The sequence below is a fragment of the Hoyosella levis genome (assembly GCF_026008515.1).
GTDB classification, from domain to species: domain Bacteria; phylum Actinomycetota; class Actinomycetes; order Mycobacteriales; family Mycobacteriaceae; genus Lolliginicoccus; species Lolliginicoccus levis.
This window is the reverse complement of the sequence record NZ_BQYM01000005.1, coordinates 32,608-51,290: the sequence shown is the minus strand read 5'-3', so window position 1 is coordinate 51,290 and position 18,683 is coordinate 32,608. Positions and strand designations below refer to the sequence as shown.

General features: G+C 68.5%; 17 protein-coding genes. 11 read left to right on the top strand and 6 right to left on the bottom strand.

Annotation, left to right across the window (positions count from 1 at the left end):
- Positions 1–55: 55 nt before the first annotated feature.
- The 4 genes from QC765_RS06940 to QC765_RS06925 all read right to left on the bottom strand — a co-directional run bounded on the left by QC765_RS06940 (position 56) and on the right by QC765_RS06925 (position 4,513).
- Positions 56–382, bottom strand: a complete 327-nt coding sequence (locus QC765_RS06940; RefSeq protein ID WP_278313708.1) for a DUF6802 family protein — start codon at positions 380–382, stop codon at positions 56–58.
- A 96-nt stretch (positions 383–478) separates the two neighbouring features.
- The gene (locus QC765_RS06935) at positions 479–1,861 is read right to left on the bottom strand and encodes a glucose-6-phosphate dehydrogenase (protein ID WP_278313707.1); all 1,383 of its coding nucleotides are present in this window, start codon (positions 1,859–1,861) and stop codon (positions 479–481) included.
- 16 nt (positions 1,862–1,877) lie between these two features.
- Entirely contained in the window at positions 1,878–3,512 is a 1,635-nt protein-coding gene (locus QC765_RS06930; protein ID WP_278313706.1) for a hypothetical protein, read from the bottom strand.
- Entirely contained in the window at positions 3,509–4,513 is a 1,005-nt protein-coding gene (locus QC765_RS06925) for a hypothetical protein (protein WP_278313705.1), read from the bottom strand. Before QC765_RS06925 ends, QC765_RS06930 begins: the two co-directional genes overlap by 4 nt.
- Positions 4,514–4,647: 134 nt before the next feature.
- Between QC765_RS06925 and trmB the strand changes: the two genes are divergently transcribed.
- The 6 genes from trmB to QC765_RS06895 all read left to right on the top strand — a co-directional run bounded on the left by trmB (position 4,648) and on the right by QC765_RS06895 (position 9,535).
- The gene (gene trmB, locus QC765_RS06920) at positions 4,648–5,421 is read left to right on the top strand and encodes a tRNA (guanosine(46)-N7)-methyltransferase TrmB (protein ID WP_278313704.1); all 774 of its coding nucleotides are present in this window, start codon (positions 4,648–4,650) and stop codon (positions 5,419–5,421) included.
- On the top strand, positions 5,418–6,113 hold the full coding sequence (locus tag QC765_RS06915) for an NYN domain-containing protein (protein ID WP_278313703.1): 696 nt from the start codon (positions 5,418–5,420) through the stop codon (positions 6,111–6,113). Before trmB ends, QC765_RS06915 begins: the two co-directional genes overlap by 4 nt.
- Positions 6,114–6,190: 77 nt before the next feature.
- Positions 6,191–8,392: an MMPL family transporter gene (locus QC765_RS06910; RefSeq protein WP_309297296.1), complete on the top strand. Its 2,202-nt coding sequence runs from the start codon at positions 6,191–6,193 to the stop codon at positions 8,390–8,392.
- An 8-nt stretch (positions 8,393–8,400) separates the two neighbouring features.
- Entirely contained in the window at positions 8,401–8,826 is a 426-nt protein-coding gene (locus QC765_RS06905) for a fluoride efflux transporter FluC (protein ID WP_278313702.1), read from the top strand.
- Positions 8,827–8,831: 5 nt separating this feature from the next.
- Positions 8,832–9,182 carry a DUF190 domain-containing protein gene (locus QC765_RS06900; protein ID WP_278313701.1) on the top strand — a complete coding sequence of 117 codons (351 nt, stop codon included), beginning with the start codon at positions 8,832–8,834 and terminating at the stop codon, positions 9,180–9,182.
- Entirely contained in the window at positions 9,179–9,535 is a 357-nt protein-coding gene (locus QC765_RS06895; RefSeq protein ID WP_278313700.1) for a fluoride efflux transporter FluC, read from the top strand. Before QC765_RS06900 ends, QC765_RS06895 begins: the two co-directional genes overlap by 4 nt.
- 84 nt (positions 9,536–9,619) lie before the next feature.
- On the opposite strand, the gene QC765_RS06890 is transcribed toward QC765_RS06895, so the two are convergent.
- On the bottom strand, positions 9,620–10,252 hold the full coding sequence (locus QC765_RS06890; protein WP_278313699.1) for a DUF1707 SHOCT-like domain-containing protein: 633 nt from the start codon (positions 10,250–10,252) through the stop codon (positions 9,620–9,622).
- 187 nt (positions 10,253–10,439) lie between these two features.
- Between QC765_RS06890 and QC765_RS06885 the strand changes: the two genes are divergently transcribed.
- From QC765_RS06885 to QC765_RS06865, 5 genes are read left to right on the top strand one after another with little or no spacing between them, the layout of a single operon-like run.
- On the top strand, positions 10,440–11,927 hold the full coding sequence (locus QC765_RS06885; RefSeq protein ID WP_278313845.1) for an adenylate/guanylate cyclase domain-containing protein: 1,488 nt from the start codon (positions 10,440–10,442) through the stop codon (positions 11,925–11,927).
- Positions 11,928–11,978: 51 nt separating this feature from the next.
- Positions 11,979–13,145, top strand: a complete 1,167-nt coding sequence (locus QC765_RS06880) for a lysylphosphatidylglycerol synthase transmembrane domain-containing protein (protein WP_278313698.1) — start codon at positions 11,979–11,981, stop codon at positions 13,143–13,145.
- A gap of 24 nt (positions 13,146–13,169) precedes the next feature.
- Positions 13,170–14,669, top strand: a complete 1,500-nt coding sequence (locus tag QC765_RS06875; protein WP_278313697.1) for an adenylate/guanylate cyclase domain-containing protein — start codon at positions 13,170–13,172, stop codon at positions 14,667–14,669.
- A complete protein-coding gene (locus QC765_RS06870; RefSeq protein ID WP_278313696.1) occupies positions 14,666–16,207 on the top strand; it encodes an adenylate/guanylate cyclase domain-containing protein in 1,542 nt (513 codons plus the stop codon). Before QC765_RS06875 ends, QC765_RS06870 begins: the two co-directional genes overlap by 4 nt.
- A 45-nt stretch (positions 16,208–16,252) precedes the next feature.
- Positions 16,253–16,666 carry a DUF3054 domain-containing protein gene (locus QC765_RS06865; protein ID WP_278313695.1) on the top strand — a complete coding sequence of 138 codons (414 nt, stop codon included), beginning with the start codon at positions 16,253–16,255 and terminating at the stop codon, positions 16,664–16,666.
- Here QC765_RS06865 and QC765_RS06860 read toward each other — a convergent pair.
- Positions 16,663–18,618 carry a penicillin-binding transpeptidase domain-containing protein gene (locus QC765_RS06860; RefSeq protein WP_278313694.1) on the bottom strand — a complete coding sequence of 652 codons (1,956 nt, stop codon included), beginning with the start codon at positions 18,616–18,618 and terminating at the stop codon, positions 16,663–16,665. The genes QC765_RS06865 and QC765_RS06860 overlap by 4 nt on opposite strands.
- Positions 18,619–18,683: the final 65 nt, after the last annotated feature.

The following is an 18,683-nucleotide window of genomic DNA, read 5'->3' as shown; positions in this document are numbered from 1 at the left end:
CGCAGCATCGGCCCACCGCGCGCTCACGGTCGAGCACTGATGCAGCACTTCGCCCCTAGGCTAGCAGCCCCTCATCGTTGATCTGCCACTGTTCACCTTCACTAGCTGCCGGTTTCGTCACATTCCACACCGCGTACGTGCCGTCAGCATCGAAGCTAGCAACGGTGTCAATGTACCCATCCGCCGAGTAATCCGTGGCCACGATCACGCTTTCGCCCACGAGCAAGCGAGCGCTGTCGTGGATTCCATCACCATCGAGGTCCAGCGAGGGGTTCAGCAGCTCGGGCCTGCACAGCTCCGGCGACACGCCGACGCTCCCCTCCCGCTCCCCCAGCAGGTCGCCGAGGCATCCACCACCCGCGAGCTCATCCGGTGTCCACATAGCGCCTGCCCTCCTCATCGCACTGGGATCTCCCGCACTGGCTTGGACGCATGATGACCTCGTTTGGTTCCCCTCCGGCGAAGAAATCCCGTGGATTCAGCGCGGACGCCACCCGGCGGGGCCCGGCGTCCCCGCCGGATACTCCTCGAGCGGCACAGCGCCATCCCGCCATGCCTGCTGCACCGGCTCGATGACGCGCCAGCATTGCTCGGCCACATCGCCGCGGATCGATAGCAGGGAATCCCCGTCGAGGATGCCGCCGAGGACCTCGCCGTAGGGCGTCATGTCCCCCTTCGCGAACTCGGCCGAGAGGGTCACGGGCTCGAGCGTGAAGGGGTCGCCAGCACCATTGATGTTCAGATCGAGGTGCAGGCAGTCCGGGCCCAGTATGATCCGCAGCCGTGGCGGAGTCGCGCAGCCCAGGAACCCCGTAGGCAGGTGCGGCACCGGCTTGAACGTGATGATGATCTCCTTGCGGGCATCGCCGAGCGCCTTGCCGGACCGCAGGGTGAACGGCACCCCGGACCACCGCCAGTTCTCCACCCCGACAGTCACCTCCGCGAGCGTCTCGGTGCCCCGGCCTGGATCGACACCATCCTCCTCGGCGTAGCCGCGGAACTCGCGCCCCTCGATGGTCCCGGCGGTGTACCTGGCGCGGCGCGATGCCCCTGCCGGATCGCCCCCGAAGGGCCTGGTGGCCCGCAGCACCTGCGCCATCTCGCCCCGCAGGTCGTCGGCATCGAGCCCGGACGGTGGCTCGATGCACACCAGCGCGAGCACGAGCAGCAAGTGGCTCTGGATCATGTCCGACAGCGCGCCGGCATGGTCGTAGTAGCCCGCCCGTTGCTCGAGGCCGAGCTTCTCGTCATAGACGATCTCGACGTGATCGATCGAGGTGCTGTTCCACACCGGCTCGAAGATGCGATTGGCGAACCGCAGGCCGAGCAGGTTGAGCACGGTGGACTTGCCGAGGAAGTGATCGACCCGATACACCTGCTCCTCGGGGAGGAGGGTCGCGAGCAACTCGTTGAGCTGCCGGGCGGTAGCCACGCTCGTGCCGAATGGCTTCTCGAGCGCCAGCACGGTGCCAGGCGGCAGCTCGAGGCCGCGCATGGCCTCGCAGGCCGCGATGGTCACGGCCGGCGGCAGGGCGAAGTACACGGCGGGCGCGGTCGGGCAGGATTCGATCAGCCGCTGCAGGTCCGTGGCATCCGCGACATCGGCCCGCAGGTAGCGCGAGCCCTCGATGACCCCGCGCAGCCGGGCGCTCTCGCCGTCCGCGGCGTTCCCGTCATCGATTCGCAGGGTCTTCTCGAGGGAACGCTTCCAGTCCCCGTCCGGGAGGTCCTTGCGGCCCGCCCCGATGAGGCGCACATCGAGGCCAGGCTCGGCGTCGAGCAGGCTGCGCAGGCCGGGCAGGAGCAGCCGGTGGGCAAGATCGCCGTTTGCGCCGAGCAGGAGCAGGGTGCGGGTCTTCACCCTCCCAACGTTAGGGCTATCCGGCCTGTTCCGCTTGCTCATCGGGGCCGCGCAGGAATGCGATGGCCCGGTCGATGGCCCGGTTCATGTCGTTGATCTCGCTGGTCAGCTCGGCGAGCCGGTCATCCCGGCGCGCGGTGAGCATCCTCAGGCTTGCCTCGTGCTCGGCGATGTCCTCGTCGGTGCCCGCGATCCGCCGGTCGTGCGCCTCGTTGGTGGCGGTCACGAGGTGCTGCTCGGCGGTGACGAGCCTGGTGGCGACCTCGCGCTCCATCAGCGCACGCGCCTGGCTGATCTGCGTGGCCGTCCATTCGCGCAGGCGGCCGCGGGCGACCACGTGGCGGCGCACCCGCAGCATCCACAGCGCCACGACGACACCGAGCAGCAGCGTCAGGGGGATGGCGATCATGTCGACCACGGGCATGAGAGCGAGCGGCCCGAGGAAGAGACGACCGAGGCCCAGCCCCGCGGAGGCACCGAGGACGGCAACGACATAGTCCTCGGGCCCGCGCCGGGGCATGATGTCGGGCGCTTCGGCCGCGGGCTGAATGCTGCCCGTGCCCGTTTCCGTGGCCTGCCGCGCCGTGCTGTCCGTGACCTGTTCGGGCACGGGCCGGGAACGGCTGGCGAACAGCTCGGTCGCGCGCTCGGTGATCCGGGCCTGGTTCTGCTCCCGCCCGGCCCGCGCGAGCTTCCTGATGCGGGCCGGATAGTCGGCGAGGGCGCGGCCGTCGAGCGCGTCGATCTCGTTCCGCGCGAGCGCCGCGGTGCTGCTCGCCCATCCGGTGACCTCATGCCCGAGGTCGACGCGGGCCCGCTGGATGTCGGCGCGCACGGTTGTCAGGTCCTCGGTGCGGCCCGCGCCGCGGGTGCGCAGCAGCTCGGCGCGCACGCGGTGCAGCCGGTTGATCTCGGGATTGTTCTGGATGTCGCGTCCGATGCGCTGGCGCGCGGCCTGCGCGTCCTGCAATGCCCCGACCATTGACCACAGCACATTGCGGGCGACATAGTCGGTCCGCGGCGCGGGGACGCGCGCGAGCACCGCGGCGTGCAGGGCATCGATCCCGGCGGAATCAGCGAGCGAGCGGGCAGCCTCGGGATCGGTATCGCGCCGGTCATTGGCGGCGTGCACGAGCGGCGTGGCCACCGGATGGATCTCGGCGCCGGTGAAGCGCGGCGTGTGGATCGATAGCAGCTGGGCGTCGCGATCACGGACCTGCCGCCAGTTGGTGTGCATATCGGTCTTGGTGATGGCGAAGACAACCTGGTCGACACCATGCGCGAGGGCGCGAAGCTCGGCGAGCTCGGTGCTGCCAATGGGCCCGGCGGCGTCGAACACCATGAGCGCCACGGGGATCGTCACGCTGTCGTCGTAGCCTTGCTCGAGGTCCCGCTCCAGGTAGCGCACGCTGCCCGTGGCATCGGTGGCATTGAGCGCCTCGACGAGGCCGTTGCGGCCCAGGTCCCCGGACCCGATCACCACGATGTCGATGATCTCGCGGGTGCGCGGGGCGCGGATGGCGCGCAGTTCCGAGAGCTCGGCCGCGGAGCCGGGCTCGTGGGCGGCGAGCGTGCGGTGCAGGTCATCGGCGAGCATGCGCGCGGCGACGTTGTCCTGGATGGCCGCGCGGACAGCCTCGTTGGTGCTCACTGCGCGCATCCCTGCGCGATCCGGACGATGTGCTGGTACTCGGCGAGCGATGCCCGGGCCGAGCGTGGGCTCGTGGCGGTCCGGGCCCGTGCCCGGGCGCGGGCGGCATGCTCGATCAGCGTGGCCCGATCCCCGTCCCCCGGGATCGGGCTCCACGGAACGTCGAGGCCCCTTGCCGCGGCGTCGGCGCCATCGAGCCGCGCATCGCCGGCGCGCATCACCGACTCGCGCCACAGGGCGTGCGCGAGCCGCTCCCGCAATGCACCGATCCCGCTGTGTTGCTGCATCAGCCCTCCCAATTCGTCGAGCGCCAGGGACTCGTTGGCCCGCAGCGCGTCCACCGCGATCCTGATGCCCGTCAGGTCGAGCACCTCTAGCAGGCGCTGCCGCTGCGCGGCCTCGATAGCGGTCGCTCCCCGGACGAACAAGTCGCCGGCGAGCCAGTACGCCTCCATGCCGTGCGCCGATGCGCTGGCGAGCGCCCGCAGGGACTCGAGGTCTGCAAGCGTGAGCACGCGCGGCGCCCGGGCGTGGAGCGCGCTGAGGGCAACCACGTCCATTGTGGGATCACGATCGGCGGAACCAGCGTGGTGACGCGCCGAAACACGCGAATCCTCGTCCGATCCCCGGTGCGGGGGCAGCCACAGATCGGCTCGCGCGCGCACGGCGATGACCCGCGCGCATGATTCCTCGCCGCGGCACTCGTGGCTGTGTGGATGATGGGCGCGCGGCAGCGCGTCGAGTGCCGCATGGTCCTCTGGCCGCGATCGCTGCCCGAGCACCTGCACCACTACTCCGCGCGGCGCGGGGGTCGGGCCGTCCCACTCGATCGTGCCGGCCAGGGCGATCCGGCCCTCGATCACCTCGAGCCACTCTCCCCCGGCCGGTGCTGGTCCCGGCCACCAGGAGGCGATCTCCGCCGCCAGCGTCGACACCCCGGAACCTGGCATGCCGATGATCCGGACCAGCCCCGCACCAAGCACGAGCTGCTGCTCCCCCATATTGCCCCCCTCGAGCGATCTCCCCGGTACTAGTGTGGCCGGGCGCACCGGGCATCGCCAATCACCTAGGGCGCGGCAGCCCATCCCGGCGGCCCCATGATGGTGTTTCGCGCCGCATCAGGGACGATAGGGACGTGCCGAGTGATTCCCTCCCCCACCAGTCCCCGTCCACGCCCGAGCCCGCCACCGGTCCCGACGAGAGCGCTGCCAGTGCTGCTGCCGACCAGGCCGATGCGCCCGCCCACCCGCGGATCACGAGCTTCCGCACCCGCACCGGTGTGCTCAAGCCGACCCGCCAGGATGTGTGGGACCGCCAATGGGGCGTTCTCGGCCGGGACGCCAGCGATGCCCCGCTCGATGCGACCGAGTGGTTCGGCAGGGAAGCGCCCCTCGTGGTCGAGATCGGCTGCGGCACGGGCACCGCGACCGCCGAGATGGCGCTCGCCGAGCCGGGGATCAACCTCGTCGCCATTGATGTGTACAAGCCAGGCCTAGCGAAGCTGCTGCAGCTCATCGAGGATAACGGCATCACCAATATCCGGGTGCTGCGCGGCGATGCCGTGTCGATCCTCGAGGACATGCTCGCGCCGGAGGGCGTCGATGGCTTCCGCGTGTTCTTCCCCGATCCGTGGCCGAAGAAGCGCCACCACAAGCGCCGGCTGCTCACCACAGCGATGTTCCACCTGATGGCAACGCGGCTGCGGCCGGGCGGGGTCGTGCACGTCGCGACCGATCATGCCGAGTACGCTGGGTTCATCGAGGAATCCGGCAACGCTGAGCCGCTGCTCGGCCCGGTCACCTGGCCGTGGCCGATGAGCAGTGTCCGCCCGGAGACCAAGTTCGAGGGCCGGGCGGCCCGCATCGGTAACTCCATATCCGACTTCGCATGGGGGAAGCTTCCACGATGAGCCTCAGCAACGACGAGACTGCCAGCCACGCGGGCGGCCCTGCCGGCCCTAGCGGGGGCGGCCGTCGCCGTCGCGTGCTCCTTGTCTGGGATGCCCCCAACCTCGATATGGGGCTCGGCGCCATCCTCGGTGGCCGCCCCACCGCCGCGTACCGCCCACGCTTCGACGCCCTGGGCCGGTGGTTGCTGCAGCGCACCGCCGAGATCGAGCGCAGCACCGGCGCCCCCGCCGGGTCGCTCGAGCCCGAGGCGACCGTGTTCACCAATATCGCCCCTGGCAGCGCGGACGTGGTGCGCCCCTGGGTGGAAGCACTGCGCAACGTTGGTTTCGCGGTCTTCGCCAAGCCCAAGATCGACGATGATAGCGATGTCGATGCGGACATGCTCGATCACATCGAGATGCGCCACGCCACCGATGGACTCGCCGGGCTCATGGTCGCGTCCGCGGATGGCCAGGCGTTCCGGGAGCCGCTCGAGGAGCTCGCCGAGGATGACGTGCCGGTGCAGGTCATCGGGTTCCGCGAGCACGCGAGCTGGGCCGTGGCCTCGACCCTGCTGCAGTTCGTCGACCTCGAGGACATCACCGGGGTGTTCCGCGAGCCGTTGCCGCGGGTCAGCCTCGAGTCTCTGCCCGACGAGGGCGCCTGGCTTCAGCCATTCCGGCCGCTTGCGGCGTTGCTCACCATCCGCTGACTTTCGCTCCTCGTTCTGCCACTGTTGGAGGTCGTGGCTGCCGCGGCAGCGGGATTGCTCGTTCGAAGGAGTACACATTGTTCGCGAAGGCGGGCCAGTTCGTCTACACCGCGCGGTTCACCGTCCTCGCCGTGATGGTCGGGCTCCTGCTCGCCGCTGGCGGCTACGGGCTCGGCCTCGCCGATCGCCTGTCGCAGAGCGGCTGGGACGATCCCGGCAGCGAGTCCGTCGAGGCGTCCCGCATCGTCAACGAGAACTTCGGCCGTGATAATCGTGGCGATATCGTCGTGCTGTTCGACGCGCCCGAGGGCAGCACCGTTGATGATCCCGCGTTCGCCGCGGAGGCCCAGGACCTGCTCGCGGCAGTCCGTGATGGCAATCCTGACAAGGTTCATTTCGTCGAGTCCTACTGGACGTCCGGCTTCAACGTCATGGCTACGAGCGACCGGCAATATGCCATCGCCAGCATCGGCCTGCTCGGCGCCAACGACACCGAGGTGCTCGCGAACTACCAGGCCATCGAGCCGCAATTGCTCGATACCAGCCTCGATGTGGAGATCGCCGGGCTGCAGCCGGTGGCCAATGCGCTGAGCAAGGGCATGGAGGACGACATCAAGCGGATGGAGCTGATCGCGCTCCCCGCCGTCGCCGTGCTGCTGTTCCTCATCTTCCGCGGCGTCGTTGCCGCAGCGCTGCCGGTGATCACCGGCGTGCTCACCGTCGCTGGGGCCTGGGGCGCGACACGACTGCTGACCAACGTGGTCGAGGTCAACGTCTTCGCGCAGTCCGTGATCTCCCTGATCGGTCTCGGCCTCGCCATCGACTATGGATTGTTCATGGTGAGCCGCTACCGGGAGGAACTCGCGGAGGGCTACGACGTGCGGGATGCCGTCCGGAGAACCGTGGCCACCGCGGGCCGCACCGTGGTGTTCTCCGCGACGATCATCGCGATCAGCCTCGGTGGGCTGCTGGTCTTCCCGCAGGGCTTCCTCAAGTCCGTGGCGTACGGGGCCATCGCGGCGGTGACCATCGCGGCATTGCTCGCGGTGACACTGCTCCCGGCGATGCTGTCCATACTCGGGCGCCGGATCGATGCGCTCGGGTTCGCGCGCATGCGGCCGACGCTGCCCGCCGGGCAGATGCAGCACACGTTCTGGGGACGGGTCGCGAACTGGTCGATCAAGCGTCCGATGCGCGTCGCGATCCCTGTGGTCGTTGGCCTGCTCCTGCTGATCCTCCCGATCGGCAACATCGCGTTCGGCGGGTTGTCGGAGAAGTACCTCCCGCCAGCCAACGAGACCCGGCAGGCGCAGCAGCAATTCGACGAGCAGTTCCCCGAGTTCCGCACGAAGCCGGTCCAGGTGGTCATCACCGGTGATCTCTCCGCCACCGGGCAGGTGCTGCGGCAGGCGAACGAGGTCGACGGCTTCACCGGCCCGTTCACGCTCGAGCAGCGCAACAGCGAGGCCGTGATGCTCAGCGCCGGCCTCGTCGACGAGGCCGAGTCCGCCGCGGCGATCGACCAATTGCGCGCCATGGACGTTCCCGAGGGGACCGAGGTGCTTGTCGGTGGCGGCCCGGCCATCGAGCGGGACAGCATCGATGCGATGGTCGAGACGTTCCCGTACATGGCAGTGATGGTCATCGTGATCACCACCCTGCTGATGTTCCTCGCGTTCGGCTCCCTCACCCTGCCCATCAAGGCCGTGGTCATGACGGGCCTGAGCCTGGGCTCCACCCTGGGAATCCTCACCTGGATCTTCGTGGAGGGCCACGGCGCGGGGCTGCTCGACTTCACGCCTGGCCCACTGATGGCCGCGGTGGTGGTGCTGATCATCGCGATCATCTACGGCCTGTCCACCGACTACGAGGTCTTCCTCGTCTCCCGCATGGTCGAGGCGCGGGCGCGCGGCGCATCCACCACCGAGTCCATCAGGATGGGAACGGCGCAGACCGGCCACATCATCACGGCCGCGGCACTGATCCTGATCGTGGTGACCGGCGCGTTCAGCCTCTCGGAGATCGCGATGATGAAGTACATCGCGTTTGGCATGATCGCCGCCCTCATCATCGACGCGACCGTGATCCGCATGCTGCTCGTGCCCGCCGTGATGGCAATGCTCGGCGATGAGTGCTGGTGGGCGCCGAAGTGGATGAAGCGCATCCAGCGGCGCATCGGGCTGCAGGAGCATGAGCTCGCCGACGAGCCCGGCCACGACGATGCAGGCGCCATCGAGGATTCCTCGACGACTGGTCCGGTGCCGGACCGCGTGGGCTAGCAGCGGGCATGGGCCGGACCGCGACCGTCCTTGCCGGGCAGGGGCCCGCCATCGCGGTGGTGTCCCTGGGCGGCGCGCTCGGTGCAGCCGCCCGCTACGGCCTATCCCTGCTGCTGCCGCATTCCGGTGGTTTTCCGTGGGCAACGTTGCTGGTCAATGTCTCTGGCTGCCTGGCCATCGGGGTCCTGCTCGTCGTGCTCACCGGGGCGGTGACCGCTCCCCCGCTGGCCCGTCCGTTCCTCGGGACCGGGTTCCTGGGCGGCTACACCACGTTCTCCGCGTACGCGGGCGAGGCGGAGGGTCTTCTCTCTGGTGGCAGCGCTATGGCCGGCGGGGCCTATCTCCTGGTCACGCTGATCGGCGCGCTCGCCGCCACGTGGCTCGGTATGTCGGCCACCCGAATCGCGCTCGCGCGGCCGAAGCGGCAACAATGAAAACCATGGATGGTGCAACGGGCTTCGCGCGGCTAATGATCCTCACCGGGGAGAACGACACCTGGAAGCATCGCCCGCTCTACAGCGAGATCGTGCACCGCGCGCACGCGGCGGGCCTGCGCGGGGCCAGCGTCCTGCGCGGGGTGGAAGGCTTCGGCGCGACGTCGCTGGTGCACACCGCTCGACTGCTGTCGCTGAGCGAGGACCTGCCCATGGTGGTCATGCTCGTCGATGCCGAGGCAGCGCTGCGCGAGTTCGTCGACGCCCTCGGCGGGATGATCGAGGACCGCCTGGTGACGATCGAGCCGGTGGAGCTGCTGCGCCCCCGCGCGGACGGGCAGCAGCCACGACGATGAGCTGGCTGCTGGTAGTGCTGGGTGCCGCAGTGGGGGCACCGCTGCGGTATCTCGCTGATCGGTGGATAGGCACTTTCCATGACAGCGTGTTCCCCTGGGGCACCCTGGCGGTGAACGTCCTAGGCTGTGGGCTGCTCGGCGCGGCTACGGGTCTAGCGCTGCCTCAGGATGGGATGTTGCTGGTGGGCGTGGGCCTGTGCGGCGCGCTGACCACGTATTCGACGTTCGCGTTCGAGACGGTGCGGCTCGCCGAGGACGGGGCGCGGGCCATCGCGGGGATCAATGTAATGGCCAATGCTGCCGGTGGCCTGCTCGCGTTCGTGGTCGCGGCCTCGGCGGCGGGCATGCTGTGAAAGGGGGCCGGATTCCGCTGCAGGGGCAGCCACGCTCAGCCGCGGCACCGGGCACCAGAGGCCTCGCAGCCCCGAGCAACGCGGCTAGGAGTCGAGCATCCTGCGCAAGGTGGTCCCGAATGGGTGCCGCACCTTCAGGGTGCCGAACCAGAGCTTGCCACTGACCGTGATCGCGAGCCGGGGCGCGGCCACTGATGGTGCGATCCGCGTGGTCACCGTGCCTGCGATCGTCTCCACAGCGCTCGTGTCAACGGTGGTCTGCTCATTGACGATGAGGACGATTGTCGATGCCTTGTCCTCGATACTGATGTGCACCACGGGGCGCGCGAGCTGGGCATTCGTGAAGTCAAGGGTGACATCGCTGCAGAGCGTGCGCAGCTCGATCCTGCCAGGGACGGTCCAGCTCCCCTTCCTCGTGAGCGTGCCAAAGCGTTCCCGCAGCAGCATGCCGTCAGGCGACGGCACCGCGTGCCGGCCAGGCACGGGCTGCGCCGCTGGCAGGCCTGGCATCGGATCGCGCGCATCCTCGTGCAGGCGCATTCCTGGAAGATCGACAACAACTGCATTGAGCTCGCCGCGCGTGCGTGCCAGCATGGCCTGGTCCATGCGCTCGCCGAACTCGGCGATCGAGATGTATCCCTGGCCGACCGCGCGCTGGAGGAGCTGCCCGATGTGCTCGCGCTCGGCATCGGATACTCGCAGGTCTTTCTCGTCCACGCTGGCCACGCCCTTTCTGCCTGGCCCAGGCTCCCTGCCCCTGGCCTCTCAGTATTCTCTCACCAGGTGATCGCGGCGCAACCGATGCCGGCGTTCCCGCGCGGGCAGTACCGTAAGAGCGGTGAAGCTCATTCCGGGTTCGCTGTCGCGGACGCTCAGCATTCGCTGGGTGCTGTTTGTGCTTTTCATGCTCGGCTTCAACTTCCTGGGCGCGATCTTCGTGCTCGCGTTCATCCGCTACGGGCTGCCCACCTCGCCCGGGCCTGGTCTCATCGTGCAGGGCGAGGTGAGCCAGCTGGTACTTTCCGCCTATCTCGCCCTGTGCGGGGTGGTGATCCTCGGTACCGCCATCATGATCCTGCGCACCATCCTTCGCTGGTACGTGCGCGGCGGCCCGCCCACTAGGCGCGAGCAGATCATCGCGATGCGCGGTCCGCTCATCCAGGCACTGGTCCACCTGGTGCTGTGGGTGGTCGGCATGATCTTGTTCGTCGTGCTCGTGATGCTGGAGCTACCCGAGCTCGCCGGCGCGGCAGCGGGCACCATCCTGCTCGCCGGGATCGTGGTGTTTGGCTTGTCCTACTTGATCGGGGAGCAGTTGATCCGCCCGATCGCCGCGCGTGCTCTCTCGATGGGCGTGCCGGACCGCCGCATGGTTCCGAGCGTCCGGCTGCGCATGACGCTTGGCTGGATCACCGGGACATTGATGCCCGGCGTGGCCATCGCGGCTCTGTGCATCACCCAGCTCGCCACCCCGCACATGTATGCACCACGCTCGTTCGCGTGGTCGGTGCTGTTCGTGGCGATCGTGATGATGGTCGCGGCGATGATCACCACGGCGCTGCTCTCTGGCCAGGTCTCCATCCCGCTGCGGGAGCTCACGCGCTCTGTCAGCGAGGCTCACCGTGGCGACGACGTGCAGGTCGAGGTGTATGACGGCAGCGAAGTGGGGCTGCTGCAAGTCGGCTTCAACCGCATGATGGCCGATTCCACCGAGCGGCGCGTGCTGCGGCAGCTGTTCGGCCAGCACGTGGGCGAGGATGTCGCGCGGCAGGCATTGAAGTTCGGCACAGAGCTGGGCGGCGAGACACGGTTCGTGGCGGTGCTGTTCGTGGACATGGTCGGCTCCACGCGCATCGTGGCGACGATGCAGCCCGCTGAAGTGGTGGCGATGCTGAACCAGTTCTTCAACATCGTGATCGGCGTGATCAAGCGGCACGGAGGCTTTGTCAACAAGTTCGTCGGCGATGAGGCGCTCGCGGTATTCGGCGCGCCCCTCTATCGGGCGGACGCTCCCACGGCGGCACTATCGGCGGCGCGCGAGCTGCGCGCCGAGCTCGAGGCCCTGCCCGATGTGCGAATCGGGATCGGTGTGTCCTCGGGCACGGTGGTGGCAGGCAACATCGGCTCGGTGGAGCGCTTCGAGTACACCGTGATCGGTGATCCGGTGAACGAGGCCGCCCGGCTGACCGAGCTCGCGAAGAAGCGCCCTGGCAGCGTGCTGGCCTCCAGCCACACCGTGTACTTCGCCAGCGAGGAGGAGCAGGAGCACTGGGAGCTGGGGGAGCTCGTGGCGCTGCGCGGGCGCACCAAGCTGACCCAGCTGGCCTGGCCACGTCTCCGCAGTGCCACGCAGGCCAGCAATGCGATTCCCTTCAGCGCTGAATCGCTATAACAAACCGCCACCAACGCCACGTGGCCACACGCGAGTCGATACTCTGGCGACGTGACATCGTCCGCGCAGCAACCCGATGGGGCCACGGCACCTGGCGTGGGCGTTGTCGCGCGGAGCAAGGGCGGGCGCTTCCGGCGGTGGCGGATCGTCATGGCCCTGGTCCTCGCCGGACTGCTCATCGCCCAGGGGGTAGTGCTCTGGCCGACCTTCTCTGACTCGGTGCAGGCGATCCGCGAGCTGCACATCGGCTGGTTCCTCGCGTGCATCGCGGCCACGGCCTTGTCGATGACGGGGTTCGGTGGCGTCCAGCGCGTGCTGCTGCACGCCGGCGGTGTGGCGGTATCGCAGCGACGCTCCGAGGCGGTGCTCTATGCATCGACGTCGATGACCCTGACGCTGCCCGCCGGCCAGGTCTTCTCCGCTGCCTTCACGTACCGGCAGACGCGGCGCTGGGGCGCCACGCACGTGGTAGCGACCTGGCAGCTTGCCATGGCCGGAGTGATCGCCACCGCCACGCTCGCGGTGGTCGGGGCGATCGGTGCGATCGCGGTGGGCAACAGCATCAGCCCATTGACGCTGAGCATGTCCTTGCTCGGCCTGCTCCTCCTAGTGCTCGCGCTGCGGTTCGCGCAGCGCAACCCGCGCCGCCTCGAGTCCGCGGGCCGGTGGGCCATGAGGCTGGTGAACCGGGTACGTCACCGGCCTCCGCGGCAGGATATCGATCAAGTGCGCGCGGTGCTCGACCAGATCGAGGCCGTGCGACTGGGCCCGTGGGACGCCGCGCGCACGTTCTGGTGGTCCATCGTGCATCGCAGCACCGATGTGGCATGCCTGTGGTTCGCGTGCCTGGCAGTGGGGGCGGATCCCCGCATCGCGGGCGTGATCATCGCGTTCACCGCGGCAAAGGCGGTCGCATCGGTGCCGCTCGCCCCCGGTGGCATCGGCACCGTCGACGCGACGCTCGTCGTGGCTCTCACGGTTTCCGCCGGGCTGCCCGCCTCGCAGGCGCTCGCGGCGGTATTCGTGTACCGGCTGGTCACGCTGGTGCTGCTGAACATCGCGGGATGGATCGTGTTCCTCCTGATGTTCCGCTCCGACCAGGCCGACCATGGCCCGGCGGCGAGCGTCAAGCATGCCTCGGCGCCGGCAGGCATCGAAAGCGCGAGCGAGGCGCCCGAGAGCGCCGCTCGGCCACGGCCCGATCGCGAAGGGGCGTGAGCCGGTGAGGAGCCCTTCGCGCCCATGAACCGACTTGATGTCCTCCGGCAGCTCGCGCATCCCATCGTGCTGACCTACATCCTGAGCGTGCTAATGGTCTCGCTCATCGCGGCCATGACCGCGCTGGTCCTGATCGGCACGGTGATCCCTATCCCCTCGCTGCCGGACCCGATGGGGGTCTGGGAGCGCAACGTCGCATGGTCAGTGATCGGCGGCAGCATCGTCGCGATCAGCGCGCCGCTGCTGCACCTGCGTCTGAGCTGGACAAACCTTGAGTGGCTAGCGCGTGGTGGCCTCCCCCGCCCGCACGAGGCCCGGGCCGCGCTGCGCCAGACCACCCGGCAGGTCGTTGTCGAGGCCTTCACCTGGGGCATCGCGGTGCTTGGCTTCGTGCTGATCAACATGAGCATTGGCTCGACCCAGTTGCTCATCCTGATCACCATCACTCTTTCGATGTCGGGCGCGGTCTCCACGGCGCTCAACTATGTGCTCGGCGAGCGCATCCTGCGTCCCCTGACGGCCATCGCGATGTCAGTGGAGACTCCCGAGCAGATCCATGCCCCCGGCGTCGGCGCGCGCGTGCTGCTGATCTGGGGCCTGACCACCGCGGTACCGACCTTCGGGATCGTGCTGGTCTCCCTGTCGCAGATCGTGGACCAAGAGGGCCCCGTCAATCCCGGCCTCAATCTTGCTGTGCTCGTGCAGGTGGCCATCGCGATGGCGATCGGCATGATCGGGATCGTGGCCGTCTCCCGCTCGATCTCCGACCCGCTCCGGCAAGTGAGCAACGGCATGTCCCGGGTGGAGGCCGGCGACCTCGCCATCCGGGTCAATGTGTACGACGGCTCGGAGATCGGCGAGCTGCAAACCGGGTTCAACCGCATGGTGCTCGGATTGTCCGAGCGCAGGCGGCTGTCCGAATTGTTCGTCAAGCACGTCGGCGAGGAGATCGCGCGGTCCGCTATCGAGCAGGGCAATAACAGGAGCGGCTCGCTGGTGACAGTGACAGCGCTCGTCATCGACCTCGTGGGCTCCACCACGATGGCGACCACGCATTCCCCCGAAGAGGTGGTGGGCGCGCTGAACGAGTTCTTCGAGCATGTCGTCGACGAGGTCACCGACCATGATGGCTTTGTCACCAAGTTCGAGGGCGATGCCGCGATCGCCGTCTTCGGCGCGCCCATCGCGCTCAGCGACCCCGAGCACGAGGCGCTCGCCTGCGCCCTGGCCCTGCATCAGTCGCTGCGCGGCCGCATCGCCCTGGACTTCGGGATCGGCGTTGCCACCGGGACCGCACTGGCCGGCAACATTGGCGCGACCAACCGGTTCGAGTACACCATCCTGGGCGGCCCGGTCATCGCTGCCTCCGCGCTCAGTGACCTGGCGAAGAAGCGGCCAGGCCGGGTCGTCGCGAGCGCGGTCACCCTGCTCGCCGCGCCGCGCCAGGCACCGAACTGGTCGTTCGTGACCATTGGCGACGAACGGGTCGCCGAGCCCGTCGCTGCCGAGGAGGTGCCCGGATGAGCACTGCCAAGACTGGGCTCAGGCCTGTCACCCAGCAGTTCGTCGACATCCTCAACCAGGTGCTCAAGCCCGTCACCATCGCGTACGTCACGGCTTTGACGGCCACCAACGTCGTCGGCATCATCGTGAGCTTCGCGTTGCTGCGCTACATCGTCCCGCAGCCGGCGAATGCGGCGGTGACCCCGGATATCCGGGCATCGAACACGATGCTGCTCGTCACCTCCATCCCCCTGGCGGTCGCGGTAGCCTGCGCCATATCGCTGTGGCATGGTCGGCCGATCTTCTTCTGGATGAAGCACGGCGGCATACCCTCGGCGCGCCAGTACGAGCTGATCGTCAGCGCCCCGGCCCGCCAGACCGGATTGATCGGCATCCTCTGGTTCGCGATCGGCATCATGTTCAGTATCAGTATTACCCGCGCGGGCAGCCCGCAGCTGGTCGCGATGGTGTTCTCCACTTTTGTCTCCAACGGCATCATCTGCTGCGCGATCAGCTACTTCGTCGCGGAGAGGATCCTGCGCCGCACCATCGCCGACGCCATGAGCGGGCGCAGCGTGGACTCGCGGTCCGCGACGACGGTCGCTCTGCGCCTGATGATGATGTGGCTCGTGACCGCTGCGATCCCCCTGGTATGGATCGCGCTCGTGGTGTCATTCCGGTTCTTCTCCTCGTTCCTGCCAGACACCGAGCAGACCGCGTCGGCCGTGGTGATCCTGGGGATCCTCACGATCGTGGTGGGCTTCTTCGGCATGGCTGTGGTCGCACGGTCCATCGCTGACCCCATCAAGCAGGTGAGCTCCGCGATGACCGAGGTGCAGGCCGGCCACTATGACATCTCGGTGCCCATCTATGACGGCTCGGAGATCGGTCGCCTGCAATACGGCTTCAACCAGATGGTGCGGGGGCTCGCCGAGCGGCAGCGCATCTCCGAGTTGTTCGGGGCACGGGTCGGCGAGGATGTCGTCCAGGAGGTCCTCCAGCGCGGCGGCTCGCTCGGCGGCGAGCTGCGCGATGTCTCGGTGATGTTCGTCGATCTGGTCGGCTCGACGCGGCTGATCGAGACGTGGCCGCCGCATCGGGTCACTGCCATGCTCAACGAGTTCTTCGAGGTCGTGGTCGATACGGTGCACGTCCACGGCGGCATGGTCAACAAGTTCACCGGCGACGCCGTTCTCGCGGTGTTCGGAGCACCGGTCGCGCGCGCCAACCATGCCGGTGCCGCGCTCAGCGCTGCCCGCGAGCTGCGTTCCCGGATTCCCGCGACGACGAAGCTGAACTTCGGGATCGGCGTCTCCGTCGGAAAGGCAGTGGCAGGAAACGTCGGCGCCCGCAATCGCCTCGAGTACACCGTTATCGGTGATCCGGTGAACGAGGCCGCCCGCCTGACCGATCTCGCGAAATCCTGGAATGGCCGGGTACTCGCGGCCTACAAGGTCGTGCGACAGGCCGATGCCGCGGAGGCCGCGCGCTGGCAGCCAGCCTCCGCGGTGACACTGCGTGGACGCCCCACCCCCACCCGGCTCGCCGTGCCACGCTAGGCGGCGCGCTGGTCTCCGATCGGCCGCAACCGCTAGTCTTGCCTCGTGCATTCTCCTCGCGTTATTGCTGCCGCCATCATCGTTGATGCTGTCGCGATCATTGCCTTCGCCACGGCCGGTCGAATCACCCATGGCGAGGTGGTAACGCCCGGTGGCGTCCTGGAGACGGCCTGGCCATTCCTCCTCGGCCTCGCGGCGGGCTGGTTCACGGTGCTGCGCGCGCTGGAGTCCGCCGATGTGACCAAGCTCTTCCCCGCGGGCGTCGCCGTGTGGGCGTGGACCATGGTCGGCGGCGTGATCCTGCGGTTGCTCACCGCGACCGCGATCCCATGGCCATTCGTGCTGACCGCGGCGATCATCACCGCAGCGCTACTGCTCGGCTGGCGCCTGATCGCCAGGATCTTCATCCGGTTGCGCGGTGGGCGAGCGCCCCGCCCCGCAGCATCGGAGACGCTCTAGTTCTTGCCCCCGGCGCTCGACGCTTCAGCACTGGACGATCCTGTGCCTGGCACATCCCTGCCTGGGGCTTGTGCGCCGGCTACTGCCTCGTCCGTGCTCGCGGCGGCCTTGTCGACGAGGGGCTCCAGGAACCGGCCCGCGACAGCAACCGCACCGCTCGTGGCCGGATCGGTGACGAGGACCGCGAACGCCAGGTTGCCATCCACGCCGATGAACCAGTCGTTGACACGCTCGCCCGAATCATCCGTGGCCGCGCCGGTCGCGCCAATCAGGCCGCGGAAGCTCGCGAGGCTCGACGCAGCACCGGTCTCCACGACCCCGCGCATGAGGCGTTGCGCATCACGCAGCACTGGATAGGTGTTCGTTCCCACCGGCTGCTCAACGGTCGCGGGGCGGCCCTTCAGGAGCGTCGGGGAGGGGGTGGTGCCGCGCGCGATCGTCGCGGCCATCAGGGCCATGCTGAAAGGCGAGACCGTGGTGCCGCCGCCCCCGAGCGCCGTGGCTACGCGATCAGTGGTAGAGCCTGTCGTCGGGATGGTGCCGGTCACCGTGGTCATGCCGGGGATCGAGAAGGCCCGCCCGAGGCCGAGGCGCGCAGCAGTCTCATGCAGGTCGCCGTCGGCCATACCGGTCGCGAGACCCGCGATGGTGGTGGCACATGACCGCGCGAATGCCTCGGCGAATGTCACATCGGCGAGGTCGAGCAGGCCAGGGTTGGCGACATACCGATCGCCGTAGAGGCCATCGGGCGGGCAGGAAACCGTCGAGTTGTTGGTGATCTGTCGATTCTCGAGCGCGGTGATCGCCGTGACCATCTCGAATACAGAGCCCGGCTCGTAGAGGCCAGCGAGCGCGATGGGGCCAATGGCGTCGGCAGCGGGGTTCTGCGCGACGGACAGGACCGCGCCCGTGCTGGATTGCAGCGCGACGATCACCGCAGGGCTATCGGTGACGGATGCGACAGCATGCTGGGCGGCGAGCTGCACGCCGAGATCCATCTCGGTGCTGATGTCGGGCAGCGGGATCCCGGGCGCCTGCTCGAGCACCGTCACTGCCCCATTGCGGTCGACGAGCTCTACGCTCCAGCCCGCGGAGACATCCTGGCGATGCTGCCACTCCGCGCGGAGCTGCGCGAACAGTGGGGAAGCAAGATCATCGCGCGCGGTGAGGATGCCGCGCCGCTGCTGCACCGAGACACCGTCGATGCTAGCGAGCCGGTCAGCGATGGGCTGGTAGTCGTCGTCGCGCAGCTCGACGACAGGCGCCTCCTGGCCCTGCCCCGCGTTGATCGCGAGCAGCAGCGTCGCGGGGGTGATGCGCGGATCGACCGGCGAGAGCAACGCAGCGAGCTCCTCGGCCAGCGCCCCGCTGCTCGACGCCTCGACAGGATCCACAGTGACCACATGGACGACGGATTGCTCGAGAAGCGGGACCCCATCCCGATCAAGCACCTCGGTGGGCGGCGGGGGCTCGGGCCGCAGGCGCACCGTGTGCTGGTCGGTCATCCCGGGGATGATGACGTCGGGGCGCCACTGGATCCGCCAGCCCTCGCTGGTCCGCGACGCGACGCCGGTCGTGGAGAACACCCACCGGCGCGGGCCGTAGGCGCTGTCGCCGAGATCCCACGCCGCGCCCAGGGTGAAGCTCGCCTCGTCGCGGTCCACGGAGAGGCCCTGCACGGCGAATTGAGCACCATCCTCCGAGAGTGCCCCGAAGATCGCAGCCAGGCCATCCTCGGCCTGGAAAGGTGTTGTGGTGAGGCTCGCGGCGGCGCCAAGGTCCGCGGCGGCAAGGGCAGTGGTGAAATCCCTGATCACCGGCAGCGGGGAGGGATCCCCGGCATGCTCTGCGTCGCAGGCGGTGAGCATGACCGCGCCCAGAATGCCCGCGAGCGCCAGCGCCACCACCGCGCGGTAGCGGCGGCGCGCTGGGGCTGGGGCTGCGGGGCACACAGACCCGATTGTGCCTGTCCGATTCAACGATGCGTAGTCGGCAGCGTGATTCTTACCCGAATCCC

Excerpts from the sequence above, each read along its gene's own strand:
- QC765_RS06905 (WP_278313702.1), top strand. The coding sequence starts at position 8,401 with ATGGGCCGGACCGCGACCGTCCTTGCCGGGCAGGGGCCCGCCATCGCG.
- QC765_RS06885 (WP_278313845.1), top strand. The coding sequence starts at position 10,440 with ATGCTCGGCTTCAACTTCCTGGGCGCGATCTTCGTGCTCGCGTTCATC.
- QC765_RS06875 (WP_278313697.1), top strand. The coding sequence starts at position 13,170 with ATGAACCGACTTGATGTCCTCCGGCAGCTCGCGCATCCCATCGTGCTG.
- QC765_RS06940 (WP_278313708.1), bottom strand. The coding sequence starts at position 382 with ATGTGGACACCGGATGAGCTCGCGGGTGGTGGATGCCTCGGCGACCTG.
- QC765_RS06915 (WP_278313703.1), top strand. The coding sequence starts at position 5,418 with ATGAGCCTCAGCAACGACGAGACTGCCAGCCACGCGGGCGGCCCTGCC.
- QC765_RS06900 (WP_278313701.1), top strand. The coding sequence starts at position 8,832 with ATGGATGGTGCAACGGGCTTCGCGCGGCTAATGATCCTCACCGGGGAG.
- QC765_RS06895 (WP_278313700.1), top strand. The coding sequence starts at position 9,179 with ATGAGCTGGCTGCTGGTAGTGCTGGGTGCCGCAGTGGGGGCACCGCTG.
- QC765_RS06925 (WP_278313705.1), bottom strand. The coding sequence starts at position 4,513 with ATGGGGGAGCAGCAGCTCGTGCTTGGTGCGGGGCTGGTCCGGATCATC.
- QC765_RS06870 (WP_278313696.1), top strand. The coding sequence starts at position 14,666 with ATGAGCACTGCCAAGACTGGGCTCAGGCCTGTCACCCAGCAGTTCGTC.